General features: G+C 74.8%; 16 protein-coding genes and 1 pseudogene. 13 read left to right on the top strand and 4 right to left on the bottom strand.

The window, feature by feature from the left end:
- Positions 1-26: 26 nt before the first annotated feature.
- On the bottom strand, positions 27-893 hold the full coding sequence (locus Sya03_RS13485; RefSeq protein ID WP_203938611.1) for a hypothetical protein: 867 nt from the start codon (positions 891-893) through the stop codon (positions 27-29).
- A 231-nt stretch (positions 894-1124) separates the two neighbouring features.
- Here Sya03_RS13485 and hisI point away from each other — a divergent pair, with 231 nt between their 5' ends.
- Genes hisI through Sya03_RS13470 form a run of 3 tightly spaced genes read left to right on the top strand, consistent with a single transcriptional unit; the run spans position 1125 to position 3648 of the window.
- Positions 1125-1496, top strand: a complete 372-nt coding sequence (hisI, locus tag Sya03_RS13480; protein ID WP_239107451.1) for a phosphoribosyl-AMP cyclohydrolase — start codon at positions 1125-1127, stop codon at positions 1494-1496.
- Entirely contained in the window at positions 1493-3034 is a 1542-nt protein-coding gene (locus Sya03_RS13475) for an anthranilate synthase component I (protein ID WP_203938609.1), read from the top strand. The genes hisI and Sya03_RS13475 overlap by 4 nt, the downstream gene beginning before the upstream one ends.
- Positions 3034-3648, top strand: a complete 615-nt coding sequence (locus Sya03_RS13470) for a Trp biosynthesis-associated membrane protein (protein ID WP_203938608.1) — start codon at positions 3034-3036, stop codon at positions 3646-3648. The genes Sya03_RS13475 and Sya03_RS13470 overlap by 1 nt, the downstream gene beginning before the upstream one ends.
- A 2-nt stretch (positions 3649-3650) precedes the next feature.
- On the opposite strand, the pseudogene Sya03_RS13465 reads toward Sya03_RS13470, so the two are convergent.
- Positions 3651-3857 (bottom strand): annotated as a pseudogene (locus Sya03_RS13465) (hypothetical protein); the annotation flags it as partial.
- Between the two features lie 409 nt (positions 3858-4266).
- Between Sya03_RS13465 and trpC the strand changes: the two are divergent.
- Genes trpC through trpA form a run of 3 tightly spaced genes read left to right on the top strand, consistent with a single transcriptional unit; the run spans position 4267 to position 7129 of the window.
- The gene (trpC, locus tag Sya03_RS13460; protein WP_203938607.1) at positions 4267-5097 is read left to right on the top strand and encodes an indole-3-glycerol phosphate synthase TrpC; all 831 of its coding nucleotides are present in this window, start codon (positions 4267-4269) and stop codon (positions 5095-5097) included.
- Entirely contained in the window at positions 5094-6335 is a 1242-nt protein-coding gene (gene trpB / locus Sya03_RS13455; protein ID WP_203938606.1) for a tryptophan synthase subunit beta, read from the top strand. Before trpC ends, trpB begins: the two co-directional genes overlap by 4 nt.
- The gene (gene trpA, locus Sya03_RS13450; protein WP_203938605.1) at positions 6332-7129 is read left to right on the top strand and encodes a tryptophan synthase subunit alpha; all 798 of its coding nucleotides are present in this window, start codon (positions 6332-6334) and stop codon (positions 7127-7129) included. The genes trpB and trpA overlap by 4 nt, the downstream gene beginning before the upstream one ends.
- Here the strand turns inward: trpA and Sya03_RS13445 are convergent.
- Entirely contained in the window at positions 7126-7584 is a 459-nt protein-coding gene (locus Sya03_RS13445) for an NUDIX hydrolase (RefSeq protein ID WP_203938604.1), read from the bottom strand. The genes trpA and Sya03_RS13445 overlap by 4 nt on opposite strands.
- Before the next feature lie 114 nt (positions 7585-7698).
- Between Sya03_RS13445 and lgt the strand changes: the two genes are divergently transcribed.
- Together lgt and Sya03_RS13435 are read left to right on the top strand one after the other, a co-directional pair.
- Positions 7699-8796 (top strand): prolipoprotein diacylglyceryl transferase, encoded by a 1098-nt coding sequence (lgt, locus tag Sya03_RS13440; RefSeq protein WP_203938603.1) that lies wholly within the window; start codon positions 7699-7701, stop codon positions 8794-8796.
- Positions 8797-8798: 2 nt separating this feature from the next.
- Positions 8799-9971: an FAD-dependent oxidoreductase gene (locus Sya03_RS13435; protein WP_203938602.1), complete on the top strand. Its 1173-nt coding sequence runs from the start codon at positions 8799-8801 to the stop codon at positions 9969-9971.
- A 19-nt stretch (positions 9972-9990) separates the two neighbouring features.
- Here Sya03_RS13435 and Sya03_RS13430 read toward each other — a convergent pair whose 3' ends face one another.
- Entirely contained in the window at positions 9991-10875 is an 885-nt protein-coding gene (locus Sya03_RS13430; RefSeq protein ID WP_203938601.1) for a GNAT family N-acetyltransferase, read from the bottom strand.
- Between the two features lie 157 nt (positions 10876-11032).
- Here Sya03_RS13430 and gltB point away from each other — a divergent pair, with 157 nt between their 5' ends.
- The 5 genes from gltB to Sya03_RS13405 all read left to right on the top strand — a co-directional run bounded on the left by gltB (position 11033) and on the right by Sya03_RS13405 (position 20559).
- The gene (gene gltB / locus Sya03_RS13425) at positions 11033-15601 is read left to right on the top strand and encodes a glutamate synthase large subunit (RefSeq protein WP_486387572.1); all 4569 of its coding nucleotides are present in this window, start codon (positions 11033-11035) and stop codon (positions 15599-15601) included.
- Positions 15594-17069: a glutamate synthase subunit beta gene (locus Sya03_RS13420; RefSeq protein WP_203938599.1), complete on the top strand. Its 1476-nt coding sequence runs from the start codon at positions 15594-15596 to the stop codon at positions 17067-17069. Before gltB ends, Sya03_RS13420 begins: the two co-directional genes overlap by 8 nt.
- Before the next feature lie 158 nt (positions 17070-17227).
- Positions 17228-18658: a pyruvate kinase gene (gene pyk / locus Sya03_RS13415; protein ID WP_203938598.1), complete on the top strand. Its 1431-nt coding sequence runs from the start codon at positions 17228-17230 to the stop codon at positions 18656-18658.
- Positions 18655-19551, top strand: a complete 897-nt coding sequence (locus tag Sya03_RS13410; RefSeq protein ID WP_203938597.1) for an acyl-CoA thioesterase — start codon at positions 18655-18657, stop codon at positions 19549-19551. Before pyk ends, Sya03_RS13410 begins: the two co-directional genes overlap by 4 nt.
- Before the next feature lie 102 nt (positions 19552-19653).
- Positions 19654-20559 carry a sulfite exporter TauE/SafE family protein gene (locus Sya03_RS13405; protein ID WP_203938596.1) on the top strand — a complete coding sequence of 302 codons (906 nt, stop codon included), beginning with the start codon at positions 19654-19656 and terminating at the stop codon, positions 20557-20559.
- Positions 20560-20562 lie beyond the last annotated feature (3 nt).

The raw sequence follows: 20562 nt of genomic DNA, 5'->3' as shown, positions 1-20562 counted from the left end.
CCGCCGGTCGCAGGCGTCAGCGCAGGTCAGAGTGTGAGGATGCGGTCCAGGAACTCGCGGTATCCGCGCATCGCGACGCGCATGCTCTCGGTGTCGGGACTGTCCGACCGCTTCAGCGGGTCGAGGTCGTCGCGCTCGGCCAGCAAGCCGTCCGTCAGCTGGTGGACGGCCTCGGTGAGCAGGTCGTGCGCCCGGGTCAGGGCCACCACCGGGTCGTCGACGAACTGCGCCTTCACCTCGTGCCACTCGGTGCGGTAGCTGGTGACCGACTCCTCGTCCCAGATCTTGATCCGGGTCTGCTCGACGTCGCCCGGCCGCTTCGGCGCGGCGGCCGGCTCCTCCGGGGCGGCGCGGCGGCCGCGCGGACCGGCGTCCGGCTCCTCGGCGGCCGGCGCGGCGGGCTGCGGCACGGCGGGCTGCGGCACGGCGACCCGGCCGGACACCGACGCCGAGCCGGACACGGGCGCCGGCGCCGGGGCGCCCTGCTCGTCGGCGGTGCGGCGGCCGCCCAGCGGCACCATCTGGGTGTCGACGGTCAGGCCCGGGGCCGTGGACCACTGCGGCGACGGGCGGAACGACGCGCCGTTGCCGGTGCGGTCGCCGGCCGGGGCGCCGCCGCCGTTGGCGGTGCCGCCGCCGGCCGCGCCGTTCGGCAGCAGCAGGCCGCCGTTGCGCGGCGCGCCCTGCTCGGCCGGGCGGGCGGGCTGCGGGGCGGCGGCCGCCGTGAACTGGTACGCGGCCGGCTCCGGCTGCGCCGGGAAGCGGGCGGGGCCGTCGAGCGGCAGCGGGGCCGAGGAGCGCTCCTCCGGCGACCGGGGCTGCGGCACGGCGGCGCCCGAGCTCGGCGCGGGCGCGGGCTGCTGCCGCTCGGCTGGGGTGGGGGTGGGCTCCATCGGTGTGTCTCCCGTCGGGTCGGGTCTCGGGCGCCCGGCCGCTGCGCCGACGGGGGGACGCCGGCGTCCGGCCCCGGGCGCGGCGCGACCCGACCGTACCCGTGATCGACGGCGAGCACATCCCCCGTGCCCGGCCCGCCCCGGCGTGACGGCCCTGACCAGCGCGGGGCCACGCCGGATTCTGGGATGCGGCGTGGGCGGCGGGCGGTTCGTGCGGAAGAATCGGACCTCGTGCCCGTACCTCAGAGCGACCTCGACCCCGCGATCGCCGCCCGGCTGCGGCGCACCGCCGACGGCCTGGTGGCCGCGGTCGTGCGCGAGCAGTCCACCGGCGACGTCCTGATGCTGGCCTGGATGGACGACGAGGCCCTGCATCGCACCCTGACGACCGGCCGCGCCACCTACTGGTCGCGCAGCCGCCAGGAGTACTGGGTGAAGGGCGAGACGTCCGGCCACCACCAGCTCGTGCGCGGCGTCGCCGTCGACTGCGACGGCGACGCCCTGCTCGTCACCGTGGAGCAGGTCGGCGCGGCCTGCCACACCGGCGCGCACACCTGCTTCTTCACCGAGCTGCCCGTCCAGGGCGTCAAGGAGGACGCATGACCAGCGGCGCCGTCAGCCCGGCCGAGGACGCGTTCGCCGAGCGGGCCCGCACCCGCCGGGTGGTGCCGGTGACCCGGCGCATCCTGGCCGACGGCGAGACGCCCGTCGGCGTCTACCGCAAGCTGGCCGGCGGCCCGGGCACCTTCCTGCTGGAGTCCGCCGAGCAGGGCGCCGGGGCGCCCGGCACGTCCTGGTCGCGGTACTCGTTCGTCGGCGTGCGCAGCGCCGCCACCCTGGTCGAGCGCGACGGCGAGGCGGCCTGGCTGGGCACCCCGCCGGACGGCGTGCCGACCGGCGGCGACCCGGTGACCGCGCTGCGCGAGACCGTCGCCGCCCTCACCACCCCGGGCGCGCCCGAGGAGGGGCTGCCGCCGCTGACCGGCGGCATGGTCGGCTACCTGAGCTACGACCTGGTGCGCCGCTTCGAGCGCCTGCCGTCCATCGCCGCCGACGACCTCGCCCTGCCCGAGCTGGGCATGATGCTGGCCGTCGACCTGGTGGTGCTCGACCACTTCGACGGCTCCGCGATCCTGGTCGCCAACGCGGTGCTGCCCGCCGGCGCGGACGACGCCGCCGTGCGCGCCGCCTACCACCAGGCGGTCGGCCGGCTCGACGCGATGACGACGGCACTGTCGCGGCCGACCCCGCCGATGGTGTCCACGGTGGAGCGCCCGCCGGTCGGCGAGGTGGTCAGCCGCACCCCGGCGGGCGACTTCGGCAAGGCCGTCGAGCAGGCGAAGGAGGCGATCCGGGCGGGCGAGTGCTTCCAGATCGTCGTGGCGCAGCGCTTCGAGCGGCCCACCGCGGCCGACCCGCTGGACGTCTACCGGGTGCTGCGCGCCACCAACCCCAGCCCGTACATGTACCTGCTGCGCTTCGACGGCTTCGACATCGTCGGCTCGTCGCCCGAGGTGCACCTCAAGGTCACCGCCGGCGACGACGGCGCACGCCGGGCGCTGCTGCACCCGATCGCCGGCACGCGGTGGCGCGGCGCCACGCCCGAGCAGGACAACGCGCTGGCGGCCGAGCTGCTCGCCGACCCCAAGGAGCGCAGCGAGCACGTGATGCTCGTCGACCTGGGCCGAAACGACCTGGGCCGGGTGTGCGCGGCGGGCACCGTCGAGGTGCCGGACTTCGCGCGCATCGAGCGCTACAGCCACGTCATGCACATCGTGTCCACGGTGGTCGGTGAGCTGCGCGCCGACCGCACGGCGTTCGACGCGCTCGCCGCGACGTTCCCGGCGGGCACCCTGTCCGGGGCGCCGAAGGTGCGCGCGATGGAGATCATCGACGCGCTGGAGCCGACCCGGCGCGGCCTGTACGGCGGCACGGTCGGCTACTTCGGCTTCGGCGGCGACATGGACATGGCCATCGCCATCCGCACCGCGCTGCTGCGCGACGGCGTCGCGTACGTGGGCGCCGGGGCGGGCATCGTGGCCGACTCCGACCCGGACGCCGAGGAGCAGGAGAGCCGCAACAAGGCGGCGGCGGTGCTCGCGGCGATCGCGGCCGCCGAGACGCTGCGCCCGGCGCGCTGATGCCCGCCGCGCCCGCCGACCGCCGCGGCCTCGCCCGGGCCGTGCTGGCCTGCCTGGCCGGGGCGGGCCTGGCGCTGTTCGCCGCGACCCGAGTGTGGGCGGTCGAGCGCACCGGCCGCTCCGGCGGCCTGCCCGCCCTGGAGGCCGCGCGCACCGGCGGTGACCTGCTGGCCTGGCTGCCGGCCGTGGCCCTGGCGGGGCTCGCCGGTGCGGGCGCCCTGCTGGCGCTGAAGGGGGTGGCGCGGCGCGCGGCGGGCGTGCTGATCGTGGCGGCGGGCGCGCTCACCGCCGCGGGCGGCGTGGCCGGGCTGGGCCGCGCGGACGACGTGTGGTGGCCGGCGCTGACGGTGCTCGGCGGGCTGGCCGCGGCCGCGGGCGGGGCGCTCGCCGTCGCCCGCGGGCACCGCTGGTCGGCGATGGGCGCCCGCTACGAGCGGCCGGCCGGGACGCGGGCCGGCGGGCCCACGGCGGATCAGGCGCGGGCGGACCCGGCGAGGGACGCCTGGGACGCCCTGGACCGCGGCGAGGACCCGACGACGGGCTCGGCGGAGCCCACGACGCCGACCACCGGACCCGCCGGGCCCACGGGGCCCACGGGGCCGGCGGGGACGTGAGCGAGCGTCGCCAGCAGGGCGTCCAGCTCGGCGCGGCGGCGGGCGGCGGCCCGGTCGGCGCAGACGGCCTCCCAGGCGTTGCGGCGGGCGGTGCGGACGCGGGCGTCGCCGACGACGGCGCGCTCCACGCTGAAGGCGATGCCGGCGGCGGCCGACAGCAGCGCGCGCGGGATGGTGGTGAAGCCGAACTCGCGGTCCGTGCTGGTCATGGCGGGTCTCCACATGATCATCGGTCCGGACGGGCGGGCAGGTGGGTCACGGGACCGTCGCCCAGTGTGCCCGACGCCCATGGTGGCGGCGTCGTATTTCCGCACCATGACACCCCGGTCAACGATTCCCCCGGCACTGGCCGATCGACGAGGGTGCCGCAGGTCAGCGGCGCGGCACGGAAAAGGACCCTGCGCGCAGTGTGACGCACGGGACACCGGTAGTTTCAGATGATCGACCGGAGTTGTGTCCGGCGACCCGGGCGGCGCATTATGCCCGGGCCCACCTGGTGAGGCGCGCCATACCCCGGCCTCGAACGGCCGTTCGGGGCGACCTAGCATCGGTCCGAAGACACCCGGAGAGGGGAGTCCGTAGGTGACAGCTGATCGTGCGGAAGCGGGCGGTGGCGGCGTGCCGGAGGGAACGGGGCGGGCCAGCGTTCTGGACGAGATCCTGGCAGGCGTGCGCGAGGACGTGGCGCAGCGCCAGGAGGCGGTCCCGCTGGAGCAGGTCAGGGAGCTCGCCGCGGCGGCCCCGCCGGCGATCGACGCGTACGCGGCCCTGCGCAAGCCCGGCGTGGCTGTCATCGCCGAGGTGAAGCGGTCGTCGCCGTCGAAGGGCGCCCTCGCCGACATCCCCGACCCGGCCGAGCTGGCCGGCGAGTACGCGGCCGGCGGCGCGCGCTGCATCAGCGTGCTGACCGAGGGCCGCTGGTTCGGCGGGTCGCTGGAGGACCTGGCCGCCGTGCGGGCCGCCGTGCAGGTGCCGGTGCTGCGCAAGGACTTCGTGGTGTCGTCGTACCAGGTGCACGAGGCCCGGGCGCACGGCGCCGACCTGGTGCTGCTGATCGTCGCCGCGCTGGAGCAGAACGTGCTGGTCGGCCTGCTGGAGCGTATCGAGAGCCTCGGCATGACCGCGCTGGTCGAGGTGCACGACGAGGAGGAGGCCGACCGGGCCCTCGACGCGGGCGCCCAGGTGATCGGCGTGAACGCGCGCGACCTGCGCACCCTCGAGGTCGACCGCTCGGTGTTCGAGCGCATCGCGCCGGGCCTGCCGAACAGCGTCGTCAAGATCGCCGAGTCCGGCGTGCGCGGCCCGCACGACCTGATCCGGTACGCGTCGGCGGGCGCCGACGCCGTGCTGGTGGGCGAGGGCCTGGTGACCCAGAAGTCGCCCCGCGACGCGGTGGCCGAGCTGGTCAACGCCGGCAACCACCCCGCCACCCCGAGGCCGGTCCGATGAGCACCGAGCATTTGCCGGACCTCGCCGGGCACTTCGGGCGCTTCGGCGGCCGGTTCGTGCCCGAGGCGCTGGTGCGCGCCCTCGACGAGCTGGACGCGGTCTACCGCAAGGCCAAGACCGACCCGGTGTTCCAGGAGCGCTTCGCCGGGCTGCTGCGCGACTACGCCGGCACCCCGTCGCTGCTGTACCGCGCCGAGCGGCTGTCCGCCGCGCTGGGCGCCGAGGTGCTGCTCAAGCGCGAGGACCTGAACCACACCGGCGCGCACAAGGTCCGCAACGTGCTCGGCCAGGCGCTGCTGACCCGCGAGATGGGCAAGCGGCGCGTCATCGCCGAGACGGGCGCCGGCCAGCACGGCGTCGCCAGCGCCACCGCGGCCGCCCTGCTCGACCTCGAGTGCGTGGTCTACATGGGCGAGGTCGACACCGAGCGGCAGGCGCTGAACGTGGCCCGCATGCGCATGCTCGGCGCCACCGTCGTGCCGGTCACGGCGGGTTCCCGCACGCTCAAGGACGCCCTCAACGAGGCCCTGCGCGACTGGGTGTCGAGCGTGGACACCACCCACTACCTGCTCGGCACGGCCGCCGGCCCGCACCCGTTCCCCGAGATCGTCCGCGACTTCGTGGGCGGCATCGGCGTCGAGGCCCGCGAGCAGTGCCTGACCCAGCTCGGCCGGCTGCCCGACGCGGTCACCGCGTGCGTCGGCGGCGGCTCCAACGCGATCGGCATCTTCCACGCGTTCGTCGGCGACGAGGCCGTGCGGCTGTACGGCTTCGAGGCCGGCGGCGACGGCGTCGGCACCGGCCGGCACGCGGCCAGCATCACCGGCGGCTCGCTGGGCGTGCTGCACGGCGCGCGCACGTTCGTGCTGCAGGACGACGACGGCCAGACCGTCGAGTCGCACTCCATCTCGGCGGGCCTGGACTACCCGGGCGTCGGCCCGGAGCACGCGTGGCTGCACGAGACCGGCCGGGCCGTCTACGAGCCGGTGACCGACGCCGAGGCGATGGCCGCGTTCCAGCTGCTGTGCCGCACCGAGGGCATCATCCCGGCGATCGAGAGCGCGCACGCGCTGGCCGGCACCGCGAAGATCATCCCGGCGCTCGCCGCCGAGCTGGGCCGCACCCCGACCGTCGTGGTCAACCTGTCGGGCCGCGGCGACAAGGACGTGCACACCGCCGGCGCGTACTTCGGCATCCTCGCCGACAACGAGACGATCGTCCCGGGGGAGAACGCGTGAGCATCTCGGAGGTGTTCGCGAAGGCGAAGGCCGAGGACCGGGCGGTCCTGGTGGGCTGCATGCCGGCCGGCTTCCCGACCGTCGAGCACAGCATCGCGTCGATGAAGGCGATGGCCGAGGCGGGCTGCGACGTCATCGAGGTCGAGTTGCCGTACTCGGACCCGGTGATGGACGGCCCGGTCATCCAGCGGGCCAGCGACATCGCCCTGGCGGGCGGCGTGCGCACCCGCGACACGCTGCGGGCCATCGAGGCGGTCGCCGCCACCGGCACGGCCGTCGTGCTGATGACCTACTGGAACCCGATCGAGAAGTACGGCGTGGACGCGTTCGCCCGCGACCTGGCCGCCGCCGGGGCCACCGGCCTCATCACGCCCGACCTGATCCCGGACGAGGCGGGCGAGTGGATCGCCGCGTCCGACCGGCACGGCATCGACCGCACGTTCCTGGTCTCGCCGTCGTCGACGGACGATCGGATCGCGATGACGACGGGGCACTGCCGCGGCTTCGTCTACGCCACCGCGCTGATGGGCGTCACCGGCGCCCGCACGTCGGTGTCGCAGCAGGCGCCCGAGCTGGTCGCGCGGGTCCGCGCCGCCGCCCCCGACCTGCCGGTCGGCGTGGGCCTGGGCGTGGGCACGGGCGCGCAGGCCGCCGAGGTGGCCGCCTTCGCCGACGGCGTCATCGTCGGCAGCGCGCTGGTCCGGTGCGTCCTGGAGGCGCCGGACGCGGCCACCGGCGAGCGCCGGCTGCGCGAGCTGAGCGCCGAGCTGGCCGAGGGCGTCCGCAGCCGCTAGACCGCCACGCTGCGGGCCGGGTCGCGCCGCACGGCGCGGACCACCCCGGAGCGCCCGGCCGCCGCGTCGGCCAGTGCCGCCCGGGCGGTGGCCGTCATCGGCTCGGGCAGCTCACCCGGGTCGTACCAGGTGGCGCGGGAGATCCGGCCCGGCTCGTTGACCAGGGCCTCGCCGTGCGCGACGGCGGCGCGGAACGCGTGCATGACCACGTCCGGCACGTCCTCGCCGCAGGTGTTGCCGGTCAGTTCGTAGAGGCCGACCAGGTCGGTCACCTCGATCCGCAGGCCGGTCTCGGCGAGCACGTCGCGGCACACCGCGTGCGCCGGGGACTCGTCGCGGCGGATCCGGCCGCCGGGCAGCTGCCACAGCCGGTGCCCGGAACTCTGCTGACACAACAGGACACGGCCCGCGTCGTCGCCGATCACCGCGACGACCGCCGAGGTCAGGTGGCTCATGACCACCGAGCGTACGACCGCCGCAGCGCGCTGTCAGCGCTCGCGGGTGCGCCCGATTTCGCCGACCGGGGCGGATGATTGCGCACGGCGCTCACGGCGGTAGCGTGTGCATCCGTGACCCTCGCCGCGATTCCGAGCCCGAGCACCGCCGTCTGGGACGTGCTGGGCATCCCGATCCGCGCCTACGCGCTGTGCATCATCCTCGGCATCGTCGCGGCGCTGCTGGTGATGGAGTACCGGCTGCGCCGCCGCGGCGTGGCGCCGTGGGCCGGCCTCGACATCGCCGTGTGGGCGGTGCCGTTCGGCATCGTCGGCGCGCGCATCTACCACCTGATCACCTCGCCGCAGGAGTACTTCGGCTCCGGCGGCGACCCGATCCGGGCCCTCTACGTCTGGGAGGGCGGCCTCGGCATCTGGGGCGCGGTGGCGGGCGGCGCGGTGGGCGCCTGGCTGGCGTGCCGCCAGCTCGGCATCCCGCTGACGGTGGCGGCCGACGCGCTGGCGCCCGGCCTGCCGCTGGCCCAGGCGATCGGCCGGTTCGGCAACTGGTTCAACAACGAGCTGTACGGCGGCGTCACGACCCTGCCGTGGGGCCTGCGCGTGCACGACATGGACCGCGCCAACCCGGGCCGCGCCAACGTCATCGACGGCGAGCCGGTGGTGCTGCCGGAGCTGTACCACCCGACGTTCCTGTACGAGGCGCTGTGGAACCTCGGCGTCGTGGCGGTCGTGCTGCTCGCCGACCGGCGGTGGAAGTTCGGCCGCGGCCGCGCCTTCGCCGTCTACGTGATGGGCTACACGCTCGGCCGGGTGTGGATCGAGGCGATGCGCACCGACGAGGCGACCGAGTTCTTCGGCGTGCGCATCAACGTGTACGTGTCGGTCATCGTGTTCGTGGCGGCGCTGCTGTACTTCCTGCGGGCCCGCGGGCCGCGCGAGTTCCTGGTGCCGACGGACGCGCCGACCGAGGCGCCGGCCGCGCCGGGCGCCACGGGCGACGTGTCGCAGGTCGACGTGGCGGGCGAGGCCCGCGCGCCGAAGGCCCCGCCGCCCGGCTACCAGGTGGTCGACGAGGACCGGTTCCTGGCGTACCAGCGCAGCGGCTACCTGGCCCCCGCCGCGGACCCGGAGCCGGCGCCGGACGCCGGCCGGACGGAGCAGGACGCCGAGGCCGGCCCGGTCGCGGCGCGCGACGGCGACGACCGGAGCTGACCTTGACGCGCACCGCCGTGGTGGTCGGGGCCGGTCTCGCCGGTCTCGCCACCGCCGGCGCGCTCGCCCGGGCCGGCTGGCGGGTGACCCTGCTCGAACGCGCGGAGCGGGTCGCCGCCGACCCGACCGGGCTGGTGCTGTGGCCGAACGGGCTGCGCGCGCTGCGCGCCCTCGACCCGGGCGGCGCGTGGACGTCCATCGCGGCGCCCCTGCCGGACCTGGGCGTGCGCCGGCCCGACGGGCAGTGGCTGGTCACGCCGCGCCCGCGCCCCGACGACGCGGAGGCGCCCGCCGCCGTGCACCGGCAGGACCTGCTGGAGGCGCTGGTCGCGGGCCTCGGCGGCGACGTGGAGGTGCGCACCGGCGTGGTGGTGCGGTCGGTGTCGGCGGGTCCGTCGGCGCGTCCGGCGGTGGGCGACGGCCACACCCGCTGGGAGGGCGACCTGCTGGTGGCGGCCGACGGCATCGACTCGGCCGTGCGCCGGCACATCGCGCCGGAGGCGGCGGTGGCGGCGTCGGGCTTCGCCGCGTGGCAGGCCGTGGTGCCCGGCTTCCGGCTGCCCGGCCCGGTCGACGGCTTCGAGACCCTCGGCGCGGGCTACCGGTTCGTGGCGGCGCCGCTGGCCGAGCACTCGGCGGGCCGCGGCGGCGTGTGCTGGTCGGCGACGGCCGCGGGCGCGCCCCGCCCGGAGCCGCCCGCCCAGCAGCTGGCGCTGCTGTGCCGCTGGTTCGCCGAGTGGCACGAGCCGGTGGCGCGCCTGCTGGACGCCACCCGGCCGCAGGACGTGGTGCACCGCGAGGTGCGCGAGCTGCGCCCGCTGCCGCGCGCGTACGGCTTCCCGGCCGGACCCGGCGGCGTGGTGCTGGTCGGCGACGCGGCCCACGCGATGCCGCACCACCTGGGCCAGGGCGCGTGCCTGGCGTTCGAGGACGCGGTGACGCTCGCCGCCGCCGTCGCGGACGCCGCGCCGGGCGACGCCCTGCGCTGCGCGGTCGAGGGCTACAGCCGCACCCGCCGGCCCCGCACGGCGGGCATCGTGCGGCAGACCCGGCGCATGTCGGCGGCGGTGCAGGCGCGCGGCCGGCTGGCCCTGCGCGCCCGCGACGCGGCGCTGGCGAACCTGGCCCCGCGCCTGCTGGGCCGCAACGAGACCCCGTGGCAGCCCCCGGCCTGACGGCCGGACTCAGCCCCGGTCAGCCCACCTCGGCCTGCGGCTCGGCCACGCACGCCGTGCCGATCCGGCGGAAGCCGATCGCGGCGTACAGCCGGGCCACGTCGTCGCTGGCCGCGCTGAGGAACACCAGGTCGGCCCCGGCGGTGAGGGCGTGCGCCGCCAGCGCGGCGGTGACCGCCGAGCCCAGGCCGCGCCGGCGCGCCGACGGCAGGGTGGCCACCCCGGCGATCTCGGCGACGTCGCCGACCCGCTGGAGCACGCCGCTGGACAGCGCGCCCTCGGCCGGCGTGCCCGCCACGGCGGAGGTGATGCGGCCGCTGGCGTGCCGGCGGCGCTCCTCGGCCACCTCGTCCGCGCCGGGCGGCGGCACGGCGTCGCGCTCGGCGGGCCCGGCCGCGGCGAGCTGCGGCCCCGAGCCGAGCAGCACCGGCCCGCCGGCGGCGACGGCGTCGGCGGTGAACGCCACCTGCGCCACCGCGCGCCGCTCGGCCAGCTGCCGGTCGAACGAGGGCGCGGCCGGGTCGAGGACGGTCACCGGCACCCCGCTGAGCGCCGCCGGCTGGGGCAGCGCGGAGGTGTCCAGCACCATCAGCGGGGCCATCAGCACCGACAGCCCGGCCGAGCGTGCGACGGCCAGCAGGTCCGGTGTGGTTTCATGGACCCACTCGAACGCCTCCGGCGCGCCCAGCTCCCGCTGCCGCTCCCGGACGGCGGTGATGTCGGCGGCGGTGGGTGGCCCTGTCGGGTCCAGCCGGGGCCGGGCATAATACGGCCACCCCGCACCGTTGCGGACGAACAGCACGAGGCCACCGAAGTCCTCCGCGACGGCGCTGTCGCGAGGCACCGCGTCGTAGAAGCGTTCCAGGCGGTCGAAGACGTCGTCGTCGGGTGTGGGATGCGCCATCGCGCGAGACTATCGGGTCGCACCCTGGCGGTGCCGGACCGGAAACTGTGATCTCCGCACCTGGCGGAGATCGGTGAGCCTTAACGTAGACTTGAGCGACTTTGCAGGGCCGACGTCGTCCCGACCTTGACATGCACCAGTGACGACAGGAGGCCCGGTGGCTCTTCCGCACCCCCAGGGGCTTTACGACCCGCAGCACGAGCGTGACGCCTGCGGTGTCGCGTTCGTGGCGGACCTGCACGGCCGTCGCTCCCACGACGTGGTCGCGAAAGGCCTGTCGGCCCTGATCCGCCTGGACCACCGGGGCGCCCGCGGCGCCGAGCACAACACCGGCGACGGCGCCGGCATCATGATCCAGGTCCCGGACGCCTACTTCCGCGCGGTCGTCGACTTCGACCTGCCGCCCGCGGGGCGTTACGCCACCGGCCACGTGTTCCTGCCCGCCGGCGAGGCGGAGGCGGCCCGCGCGGTCACCATCCTGGAGAAGTACGCCCTCGTCGAGGGCGGCGACATCCTCGGCTGGCGCGACGTGCCGGTCGACCCGTCCGGGCTGGGGGAGTCCGCCGAGGCGGCGCGCCCGCGCATCCGCCAGGTGTTCCTCGGCGCGCACCGGCTCACCGACACGCGCACGGCCGACGGCGTCGAGCGGGCCGGCACGCCGCTGTCCGGCGTCGACCTCGACCGGGTGGCGTTCTGCATCCGCAAGCAGACCGAGCGCGAGACCGCCGAGCGCGGCATCGCCGCCTACTTCCCGTCGCTGTCGTCGCGCACCATGACCTTCAAGGGCATGCTGACGCCCGACCAGCTGCCGGAGTTCTTCCCCGACCTGGTCGACGAGCGGGTCGACAGCGCCATCGCGCTGGTGCACTCGCGCTTCTCGACGAACACGTTCCCGTCGTGGCCGCTGGCGCACCCGTACCGGTTCATCGCCCACAACGGCGAGATCAACACGATCCGGGGCAACAAGAACTGGATGCAGGCCCGCGAGGCGCTGCTGGCCAGCAAGCAGGTGCCGGGCAACATCAAGCGGCTGTTCCCGATCTGCACGCCGGACGCCTCCGACTCGGCGAACTTCGACGAGGTCCTCGAGCTGCTGCACATGGCCGGGCGCAGCCTGCCGCACGCGGTGCTCATGATGATCCCGGAGGCGTGGGAGAACGACCCGGGCATGGACCCGGCGAAGCGCTCGTTCTACCGCTTCCACGCCAGCCTGATGGAGCCGTGGGACGGCCCGGCGTCGGTGGCGTTCACCGACGGCACGATCATCGGCGCGGTCCTGGACCGCAACGGCCTGCGCCCGGGCCGCTGGTGGCACACCTCCGACGGCCTGGTCGTGCTGGGCAGCGAGGCGGGCGTGCTCGACCTCGACCCGGCCACCGTCGTCGCCAAGGGCCGCCTGCAGCCCGGCAAGATGTTCCTCGTCGACACCGCGCGCGGCACCATCGCGCACGACGAGGAGATCAAGGCCGAGCTGGCCGCCGCCGAGCCGTACGACGACTGGCTGCACGCGGGCCTCATCAAGCTGGCCGACCTGCCGCCGCGCGAGCACACCGTCTACACCCACGACTCGGTGCTGCGCCGCCAGCAGACGTTCGGCTACTCCGAGGAGGAGCTGAAGATCCTGGTCGCGCCGATGGCGCGCTCGGGCGCCGAGCCGCTCGGCTCGATGGGCACCGACACGCCCATCTCGCCGCTGTCGACCCGGCCGCGGCTGCTGTTCGACTACTTCCACCAGCTGTTCGCCCAGGTGACGAACCCGCCGCTGGACGCGATCCGCGAGGAGCTGGTCACCAGCCTGTCCTCGACGATCGGCCCGGAGGGCAACCTGCTCGACCCGGGCCCGGCGAGCTGCCGGCAGATCGTGCTGCCGTTCCCGATCATCGACAACGACGAGCTGGCGAAGCTGCTGTCGATCGACGACGACGGCGACCTGCCCGGCTTCAAGGCCACCCGGGTGTCCGGCCTGTACCCGCTGCGCGACGGCGCCGCCGGCATCAAGGCCCGCCTGACCCAGATCTGCCGGCACGTGTCCGAGGCCATCGAGGACGGCGTGCGGATCCTGGTGCTCAGCGACCGCGACTCCAACGCCGAGCTGGCGCCGATCCCGTCGCTGCTGCTCACCGCGGCCGTGCACCAGCACCTGGTGCGCGAGCAGACCCGCACCCAGGTCGCGCTGGTCGTCGAGTCCGGCGACGCCCGCGAGGTGCACCACGCCGCCGTGCTGATCGGCTACGGCGCCGCCGCGGTCAACCCGTACCTGGCGTTCGAGAGCGTCGAGGACCTCATCACCACGGGCGCGCTGGCGGGCGTCGAGCCGCGCACCGCGGTGCGCAACTACGTCAAGGCGCTCGGCAAGGGCGTCCTGAAGATCATGTCGAAGATGGGCATCTCGACGGTGTCCTCGTACTGCGGCGCGCAGGTGTTCGAGGCGGTCGGCCTCGACCACCGGCTGCTGGAGCGCTACTTCGCCGGCACCTCCGGCAAGATCGGCGGCGCCGGGCTGGCCGAGATCCACGCCGAGGTCGCGGCGCGGCACGCCAAGGCGTACCCGTCGAACGCGGCCGAGCGCACCCACCGGCGCCTCGAGGTCGGCGGCGAGTACCAGTGGCGCCGCGAGGGCGAGGTCCACCTGTTCAACCCGGAGACCGTCTTCCTGCTGCAGCACGCCACCCGCAGCAAGCAGTACGACGTCTTCCAGAAGTACACGCAGAAGGTCGACGAGCTGGCCGCGAAGGCCGGCCACCTGCGCGGGCTGTTCACGTTCCGCGAGGGCGTGCGCCCGCCGGTGCCGATCGACGAGGTCGAGCCGGTCAGCGAGATCGTCAAGCGGTTCTCCACCGGCGCCATGTCGTACGGCTCGATCTCCGCCGAGTCGCACGAGACCCTGGCCGTCGCGATGAACCGCCTCGGCGGCAAGTCGAACACCGGCGAGGGCGGCGAGGACGTCGAGCGCCTGTACGACCCGGCGCGCCGCTCCGCGATCAAGCAGGTCGCGTCCGGCCGGTTCGGCGTCACCACCGAGTACCTGGTGAACGCCGACGACATCCAGATCAAGATGGCGCAGGGCGCGAAGCCCGGCGAGGGCGGCCAGCTGCCCGGCAACAAGGTGTGGCCGTGGATCGCCAAGACCCGGCACGCCACGCCGGGCGTCGGCCTGATCTCGCCGCCGCCGCACCACGACATCTACTCCATCGAGGACCTGGCGCAGCTCGTCCACGACCTGAAGAACGTCAACCCGTCGTCGCGGGTGCACGTGAAGCTGGTCAGCGAGGTCGGCGTCGGCACCGTCGCCGCGGGCGTGGCGAAGCTGAAGGCCGACGTCATCCTCATCTCCGGCCACGACGGCGGCACGGGCGCGTCGCCGCTGAACTCGCTCAAGCACGCGGGCACGCCGTGGGAGCTGGGCCTGGCCGAGGCGCAGCAGACGCTGCTGCTGAACAAGCTGCGCGACCGCGTCGTCGTGCAGGTCGACGGCCAGCTCAAGACCGGCCGCGACGTCGTCGTGGCGGCGCTGCTGGGCGCCGAGGAGTACGGCTTCGCCACCGCGCCGCTGATCGTCAGCGGGTGCATCATGATGCGCGTCTGTCACCTCGACACCTGCCCGGTTGGCATCGCCACCCAGAACCCGGTGCTGCGCGAGCGGTACACCGGCAAGCCGGAGTTCGTGGAGAACTTCTTCCTGTTCATCGCCGAGGAGGTGCGGGCGTACCTGGCGCAGCTGGGCTTCCGCTCCATCGACGAGGCGATCGGCCACGCCGAGGTGCTCGACGTCGAGCCGGCGGTCGACCACTGGAAGGCCCACCACCTCGACCTGGCCCCGGTGCTGCACGTGCCGGACCTGCCCGAGGGCGCGTCCCGGCGCGGCATCGTCGCCCAGGACCACGGCCTGGACAAGGCGCTCGACAACGAGCTGATCGCGCTCGCCCGGCCCGCACTGCTCGACGGCACGCCGGTGGCGGCGGACGTGGCGGTGCGCAACGAGCACCGCAGCGTCGGCGCGATGCTCGGCGGCGAGGTGGCCCGCCGCTACGGCGGCAACGGCCTGCCCGACGACACGATCGCGTTCACCCTGCGCGGCACCGGCGGGCAGTCGTTCGGCGCGTTCCTGCCGCGCGGCGTCACGCTGCGGCTCATCGGCGACGTGAACGATTACGTCGGCAAGGGCCTGTCGGGCGGCCGGCTGATCGTGCGGCCCGACGAGTCGGCGCCGTTCGCGGCGGAGGACAACATCATCGCGGGCAACACGATCCTGTACGGCGCCACCGCGGGCGAGGTCTTCCTGCGCGGCCGGGCCGGCGAGCGGTTCGCGGTGCGCAACTCCGGCGGCGTCGCGGTCGTCGAGGGCGTGGGCGACCACGGCTGCGAGTACATGACCGGCGGCACCGTGGTGGTGCTCGGCCCGACGGGGCGCAACTTCGCCGCGGGCATGAGCGGCGGCACCGCGTTCATCTGGCGGCTCGACGCCGAGCGGGTCAACCCGGAGCTGGTCGACCTGACCCCGCTGACGGACGCCGAGCAGGAGACCCTGCACGCCCTGGTGCAGAAGCACTTCGCGGAGACCGACTCGGCGGTGGCCGAGCGGCTGCTCAAGCGCTGGCCCGAGGCGGTGGGGGAGTTCACCGCGGTGGTCCCGCGCGACTACAAGCGCGTCATGGAAGTCATCCGTACCGCCGAGGCTGCCGGTCGGAACGTCGACGAGGCGGTTATGGGGGTCACCCGTGCCTGATCCGAACGGTTTCCTTCGCTACGAGCGGCAGCTGCCGAAGCGCCGCCCGGTCCCGGTGCGCATCCGGGACTACCGGGAGGTCTACCCGCCCGCGGGTGAGGAGCTCATCCGCGACCAGGCCACCCGGTGCATGGACTGCGGCATCCCGTTCTGCCACGACGGCTGCCCGCTGGGCAACCGCATCCCGGACTGGAACGACCTGGTCCGCACCGGCGCCTGGGCGTCGGCGGCGGAGTCGCTGCACGCCACGAACAACTTCCCCGAGTTCACGGGCCGGCTGTGCCCGGCGCCGTGCGAGGCGGCCTGCGTCCTCGGCCTCGGCGACGACCCCGTCGCCATCAAGCAGGTCGAGGTGGAGATCGCCAACCACGCCTTCGACCTCGGGTACGTGGTGCCGCAGCCCGCCCCGGTGAAGTCCGGCAGGTCGGTGGCCGTGGTGGGTTCCGGGCCGGCCGGGCTCGCCGCCGCCCAGCAGCTGGCCCGGGCGGGACACGACGTCACCGTGTACGAGCGCGACGACGCCATCGGCGGCCTGCTGCGCTACGGCATCCCCGACTTCAAGCTGGAGAAGGAGCGCATCGACGCCCGGCTCGAGCAGATGCGGGCGGAGGGCGTCCAGTTCCGCACGTCGGTGAACGTGGGCGTCGACATCACCGCCGAGCAGCTGCGCGAGGCCCACGACGCGGTGCTGCTGGCCTGCGGCGCGCTCGCCGGCCGCGACACCACGGACACCCCGGGGCGCGAGCTCAAGGGCATCCACCTGGCCATGGACCACCTCGTCCCGGCCAACCGGGTCGTCGCGGGCCTGCAGGACAGCACGCCGATCGACGCCGCCGGCAAGCACGTGCTGATCATCGGCGGCGGCGACACCGGCGCCGACTGCCTCGGCGTGGCGCACCGCCAGGGCGCCGCCGCCGTCGTGCAGCTCGACAACTACCCGCGTCCCCCCGAGGACCGGGCCGGCGACCGCGACCCGTGGCCCACGTGGCCGTGGGTGCTGCGCAACTACCCGGCCCACGAGGAGGGCGGCGAGCGCGTCTTCGCCGTCGCGGTGCTGGAGTTCGTCGGCGACGAGGACGGCAACGTGCGCGCCGCCCGGATCGCCGAGGTCACCGTGTCGCGCGTCGACGGCCGCCGGGTCGTCACGCCGAAGCCGGGCACCGAGCGGGAGATCCGCGCCGACCTGGTGCTGCTGGCCATCGGCTTCGAGGGCACCGAGCAGCAGCCGCTGCTGGAGCAGTTCGGCGTCGAGCGCAACCGGCGCGGCGCGCTGGACGCCCGCAAGGACTGGCAGACCAGCACCGACGGGGTGTTCGTGGCGGGCGACATGCACCGCGGCGCCTCGCTCATCGTGTGGGCCATCGCCGAGGGGCGGGCGGCGGCCGCCGCCATCCACAACTACCTCGGCGGCAACGGCGAGCTGCCGGCGCCCGTCACGTCGTCGCAGCAGCCGCTCGCGGTGCACTGAGGTTCCGGAACCGGCCACGACGGCCCGCCGCGCGGTGTGCGGCGGGCCGTCGCCGTCCGTGAGGGTCTAGGCTTTTCCGCGCGGTCGCCGGTGCCCGCGACACTCCGTTCGACCGCATCGGGGTCGGTCCGCGCCGACCCGGAGGAGAGACTAGCCTGATGGGCGTGACACGCCGAGCCAAGATCGTCTGCACCCTGGGCCCCGCCACGTCGTCCGCCGAGCGCCTGCGCGGCCTCGTCGACGCCGGCATGGACGTGGCCCGTCTCAACTTCAGCCACGGCAGCCACGCCGACCACGAGCAGGTCTACCGCCTGGTCCGCGAGGCCGCCCAGGCCGCCGGCCGCGCCGTCGCGATCCTCGCCGACCTGCAGGGCCCGAAGATCCGCCTCGGCAAGTTCGCCGCGGGCCCCCACGAGTGGCGCACCGGCGACGTCGTCACCATCACCAGTGACGACATCATCGGCACCCCCGACCGCGTCTCCTGCACCTACTCCAAGCTCCCGCAGGAGGTCAAGGTCGGCGACCGGCTGCTCATCGACGACGGCAAGGTCGCCGTCGAGGTCAGCGCCGTCGAGGGCAACGACATCCGCTGCCTCGTCGTCGAGGGCGGCCCGGTCTCCAACAACAAGGGCGTCTCGCTGCCGAACGTGGCCGTCAGCGTCCCCGCGATGAGCGACAAGGACGAGGCCGACCTGCGCTTCGCGCTCGGCCTCGGCGTCGACCTCATCGCGCTGTCGTTCGTGCGCTCGCCCGACGACATCAAGCTCGTGCACCAGATCATGGCCGAGGAGGGCGTGCACCGCCCCGTGCTGGCCAAGGTCGAGAAGCCCGAGGCCGTCACCCACCTCGAGGCCATCGTGCTCGCCTTCGACGGCGTGATGGTGGCCCGCGGCGACCTCGGCGTCGAGCTGCCGCTCGACCAGGTGCCGCTGGTGCAGAAGCGCGCCGTGCAGCTGTGCCGGGAGAACGCCAAGCCCGTCATCGTCGCCACCCAGATGCTCGACTCGATGATCGAGAACAGCCGCCCGACCCGCGCCGAGGCGTCCGACGTCGCCAACGCCGTGCTCGACGGCGCCGACGCGGTGATGCTGTCCGGCGAGACGAGCGTCGGCAAGTACCCGGTCCTCACCGTCAGCACCATGGCGAAGATCGTCACCACCACCGAGGGTGGCTCGCTGGGCGTCCCGCGCCTGCAGCACGACCCGCGCACCCACGGCGGTGCGCTCACCGTCGCCGCGTCGCAGATCGCCCGCAACATCGGCGCCAAGGCGCTGGTCGCGTTCTCGCAGACCGGCGACACCGTGCGCCGGCTGTCGCGCCTGCACTGCGAGCTGCCGCTGCTGGCGTTCACGCCGGTCGCCGAGGTGCGCGACCAGCTGGCCCTGTCGTGGGGCGTGGAGACGTTCCTGACGGACTTCGTCGAGCACACCGACGACATGTTCCGCCAGGTCGACCAGGCCATGCTCGGCCTCGGCATCGCCAAGCCCGGCGAGTACGTGGTCGTCGTCGCCGGCTCCCCGCCGAACGCGCCCGGCTCGACCAACACCCTGCGCGTGCACCAGCTCGGCTCCCTGGTCGACGTCGGATGACCGAGCCGGCGACCGGGGAACCGCTGGTCGTCGGTCAGGCCGCCGTCGACCAGCTGCTCGAGGTCCTCGACCTCGACGCCATCGGCGACTCGACCTTCCGGGGCATCAGCCCCAAGGTCGGGCCGCAGCGGGTCTTCGGCGGTCAGGTCGCCGGCCAGGCCCTGGTCGCCGCCGGGCGCACCGTCGGGCCGGACCGCACCGTGCACTCGCTGCACGGCTACTTCGTCCGGCCCGGCGACCCGTCCACCCCGATCGACTTCGAGGTGGAGAACATCCGCGACGGGCGGTCGTTCTCCGTCCGCCGCTCCGTGGCCCGCCAGCACGGCAAGACCATCTTCTTCATGTCGGCGTCGTTCCACGTCGCCGAGAGCGGCCTCGACCACCACTCGCCCACGCCCCTCGGCCTGCCCGCGCCCGAGGACACGCCGACGATGATCGACCGGATGGCCCCGTACCCGGAGCGCCTGCGCGCCCTGGCGGCCGGCCCGCGCGCCGTCGACGTCCGCTACCTCGGCGCCCCCGGCTGGGTCGCGCCGGGCGACCGCCCCGCCGAGGAGCGCCAGCTCGTCTGGATGCGCATCGCCGGCAAGCTGCCCGACGACCCGCTCATCCAGGCCTGCGCGCTGACGTACGCGTCCGACCTGACGCTGCTCGACGCCGTGCTCAACGTGCACGGCGAGGTGTGGGGGCCCGGCGGCGTCATCGGCGCCAGCCTCGACCACGCGCTGTGGTTCCACCGGCCGTTCCGCGCCGACGAGTGGTTCCTGTTCGACTGCGGCAGCCCGTCCGCCGGGGGCGGGCGCGGGCTCGCCGAGGGCCGCATGTTCACCCGCGACGGCCGGCACATCGCCAGCGCCGTCCAGGAGGGTCTGCTCCGCCGAATCGGCGGCTGACAGCTTCTCGCGTCCCATTCTCCGGATCACCACTTGGCCTACCGCACCCATCTCGGCTACCTTCTCGACTAAGTCGATGGGAATTACCGAGGAGGTGGGGTCGTGCGCAAGCTGATCGTCCTGGCACTGGTCGGGCTCGCTGCCCAGCTGGTCGACGGCGCGCTCGGCATGGGGTACGGGGTCACCTCGTCCACCCTGCTGCTCGTCGCCGGCATCGCCCCGGCCTCCGCCAGCGCCTCCGTGCACCTGTCCGAGATCGGCACCACGCTCGCGGCCGGCGCCGCCCACTGGCGTTTCGGCAACGTCGACTGGCGCGTCGTGCGCCGCATCGCCCTGCCGGGCGCGGTCGGCGCCTTCGCCGGCGCCACCCTGCTCAGCTTCATCCCCGGCGACGTCGCCGCCCCGTGGATGTCCGCCATCCTGCTCGGCCTCGGCATCTACCTGCTGCTGCGCTTCGCCCGCCCGATCACCCGCCGCACCGGCCGCCGCCCGCTGGGCAACAGGTTCCTGGCGCCGCTCGGCCTCGTCGCCGGCTTCGTCGACGCCACCGGCGGCGGCGGCTGGGGCCCGGTCGCCACCCCGTCGCTGCTGGTGTCCGGCCGCATGGAGCCCCGCAAGGTCATCGGCTCCGTCGACGCGTCCGAGTTCGTCGTGGCCGCCGCCGCCAGCGTCGGCTTCCTCATCGGGCTCAGCTCGTCCGGCTTCGTCTGGCCGATCGTCGCGGCGCTGCTCGCCGGCGGCGTCATCGCCGCCCCCATCGCCGCCTACCTGGTCCGGCTCGTCCCCGCCCAGGTCCTCGGCGCCGCCGTCGGCGGCATCATCGTCCTCACCAACGCCCGCACGCTGATGTCGGCCGCCTCGTTCGACGGCAGCCCCCGCCTGCTGGTGTACGGGCTGGTCCTGGCCGGCTGGGCCGTCGCCCTCACCTTCGCGATCCGCGCCCTGCGCCGCGCCCGCCGCGCCGAGCGGACCGCCCCGGCCCCGGAGCCGGTGCTCGAGACGGTCTGACCC

Origin of the sequence: Spirilliplanes yamanashiensis, from assembly GCF_016863475.1 — a bacterium.
Lineage (GTDB): Bacteria > Actinomycetota > Actinomycetes > Mycobacteriales > Micromonosporaceae > Spirilliplanes > Spirilliplanes yamanashiensis.
The sequence above is the reverse complement of the archived record's forward strand: the minus strand, read 5'-3'. Positions and strand labels throughout refer to the sequence as shown.

What these genes read in the sequence shown, in the direction of transcription:
- Sya03_RS13485 (WP_203938611.1), bottom strand. Translation starts at nt 893, where the DNA reads ATGGAGCCCACCCCCACCCCAGCCGAGCGGCAGCAGCCCGCGCCCGCG.
- pyk (WP_203938598.1), top strand. Translation starts at nt 17,228, where the DNA reads ATGGGCGTGACACGCCGAGCCAAGATCGTCTGCACCCTGGGCCCCGCC.
- Sya03_RS13445 (WP_203938604.1), bottom strand. Translation starts at nt 7,584, where the DNA reads ATGAGCCACCTGACCTCGGCGGTCGTCGCGGTGATCGGCGACGACGCG.
- Sya03_RS13470 (WP_203938608.1), top strand. Translation starts at nt 3,034, where the DNA reads ATGCCCGCCGCGCCCGCCGACCGCCGCGGCCTCGCCCGGGCCGTGCTG.
- Sya03_RS13410 (WP_203938597.1), top strand. Translation starts at nt 18,655, where the DNA reads ATGACCGAGCCGGCGACCGGGGAACCGCTGGTCGTCGGTCAGGCCGCC.
- trpB (WP_203938606.1), top strand. Translation starts at nt 5,094, where the DNA reads ATGAGCACCGAGCATTTGCCGGACCTCGCCGGGCACTTCGGGCGCTTC.
- Sya03_RS13475 (WP_203938609.1), top strand. Translation starts at nt 1,493, where the DNA reads ATGACCAGCGGCGCCGTCAGCCCGGCCGAGGACGCGTTCGCCGAGCGG.
- Sya03_RS13430 (WP_203938601.1), bottom strand. Translation starts at nt 10,875, where the DNA reads ATGGCGCATCCCACACCCGACGACGACGTCTTCGACCGCCTGGAACGC.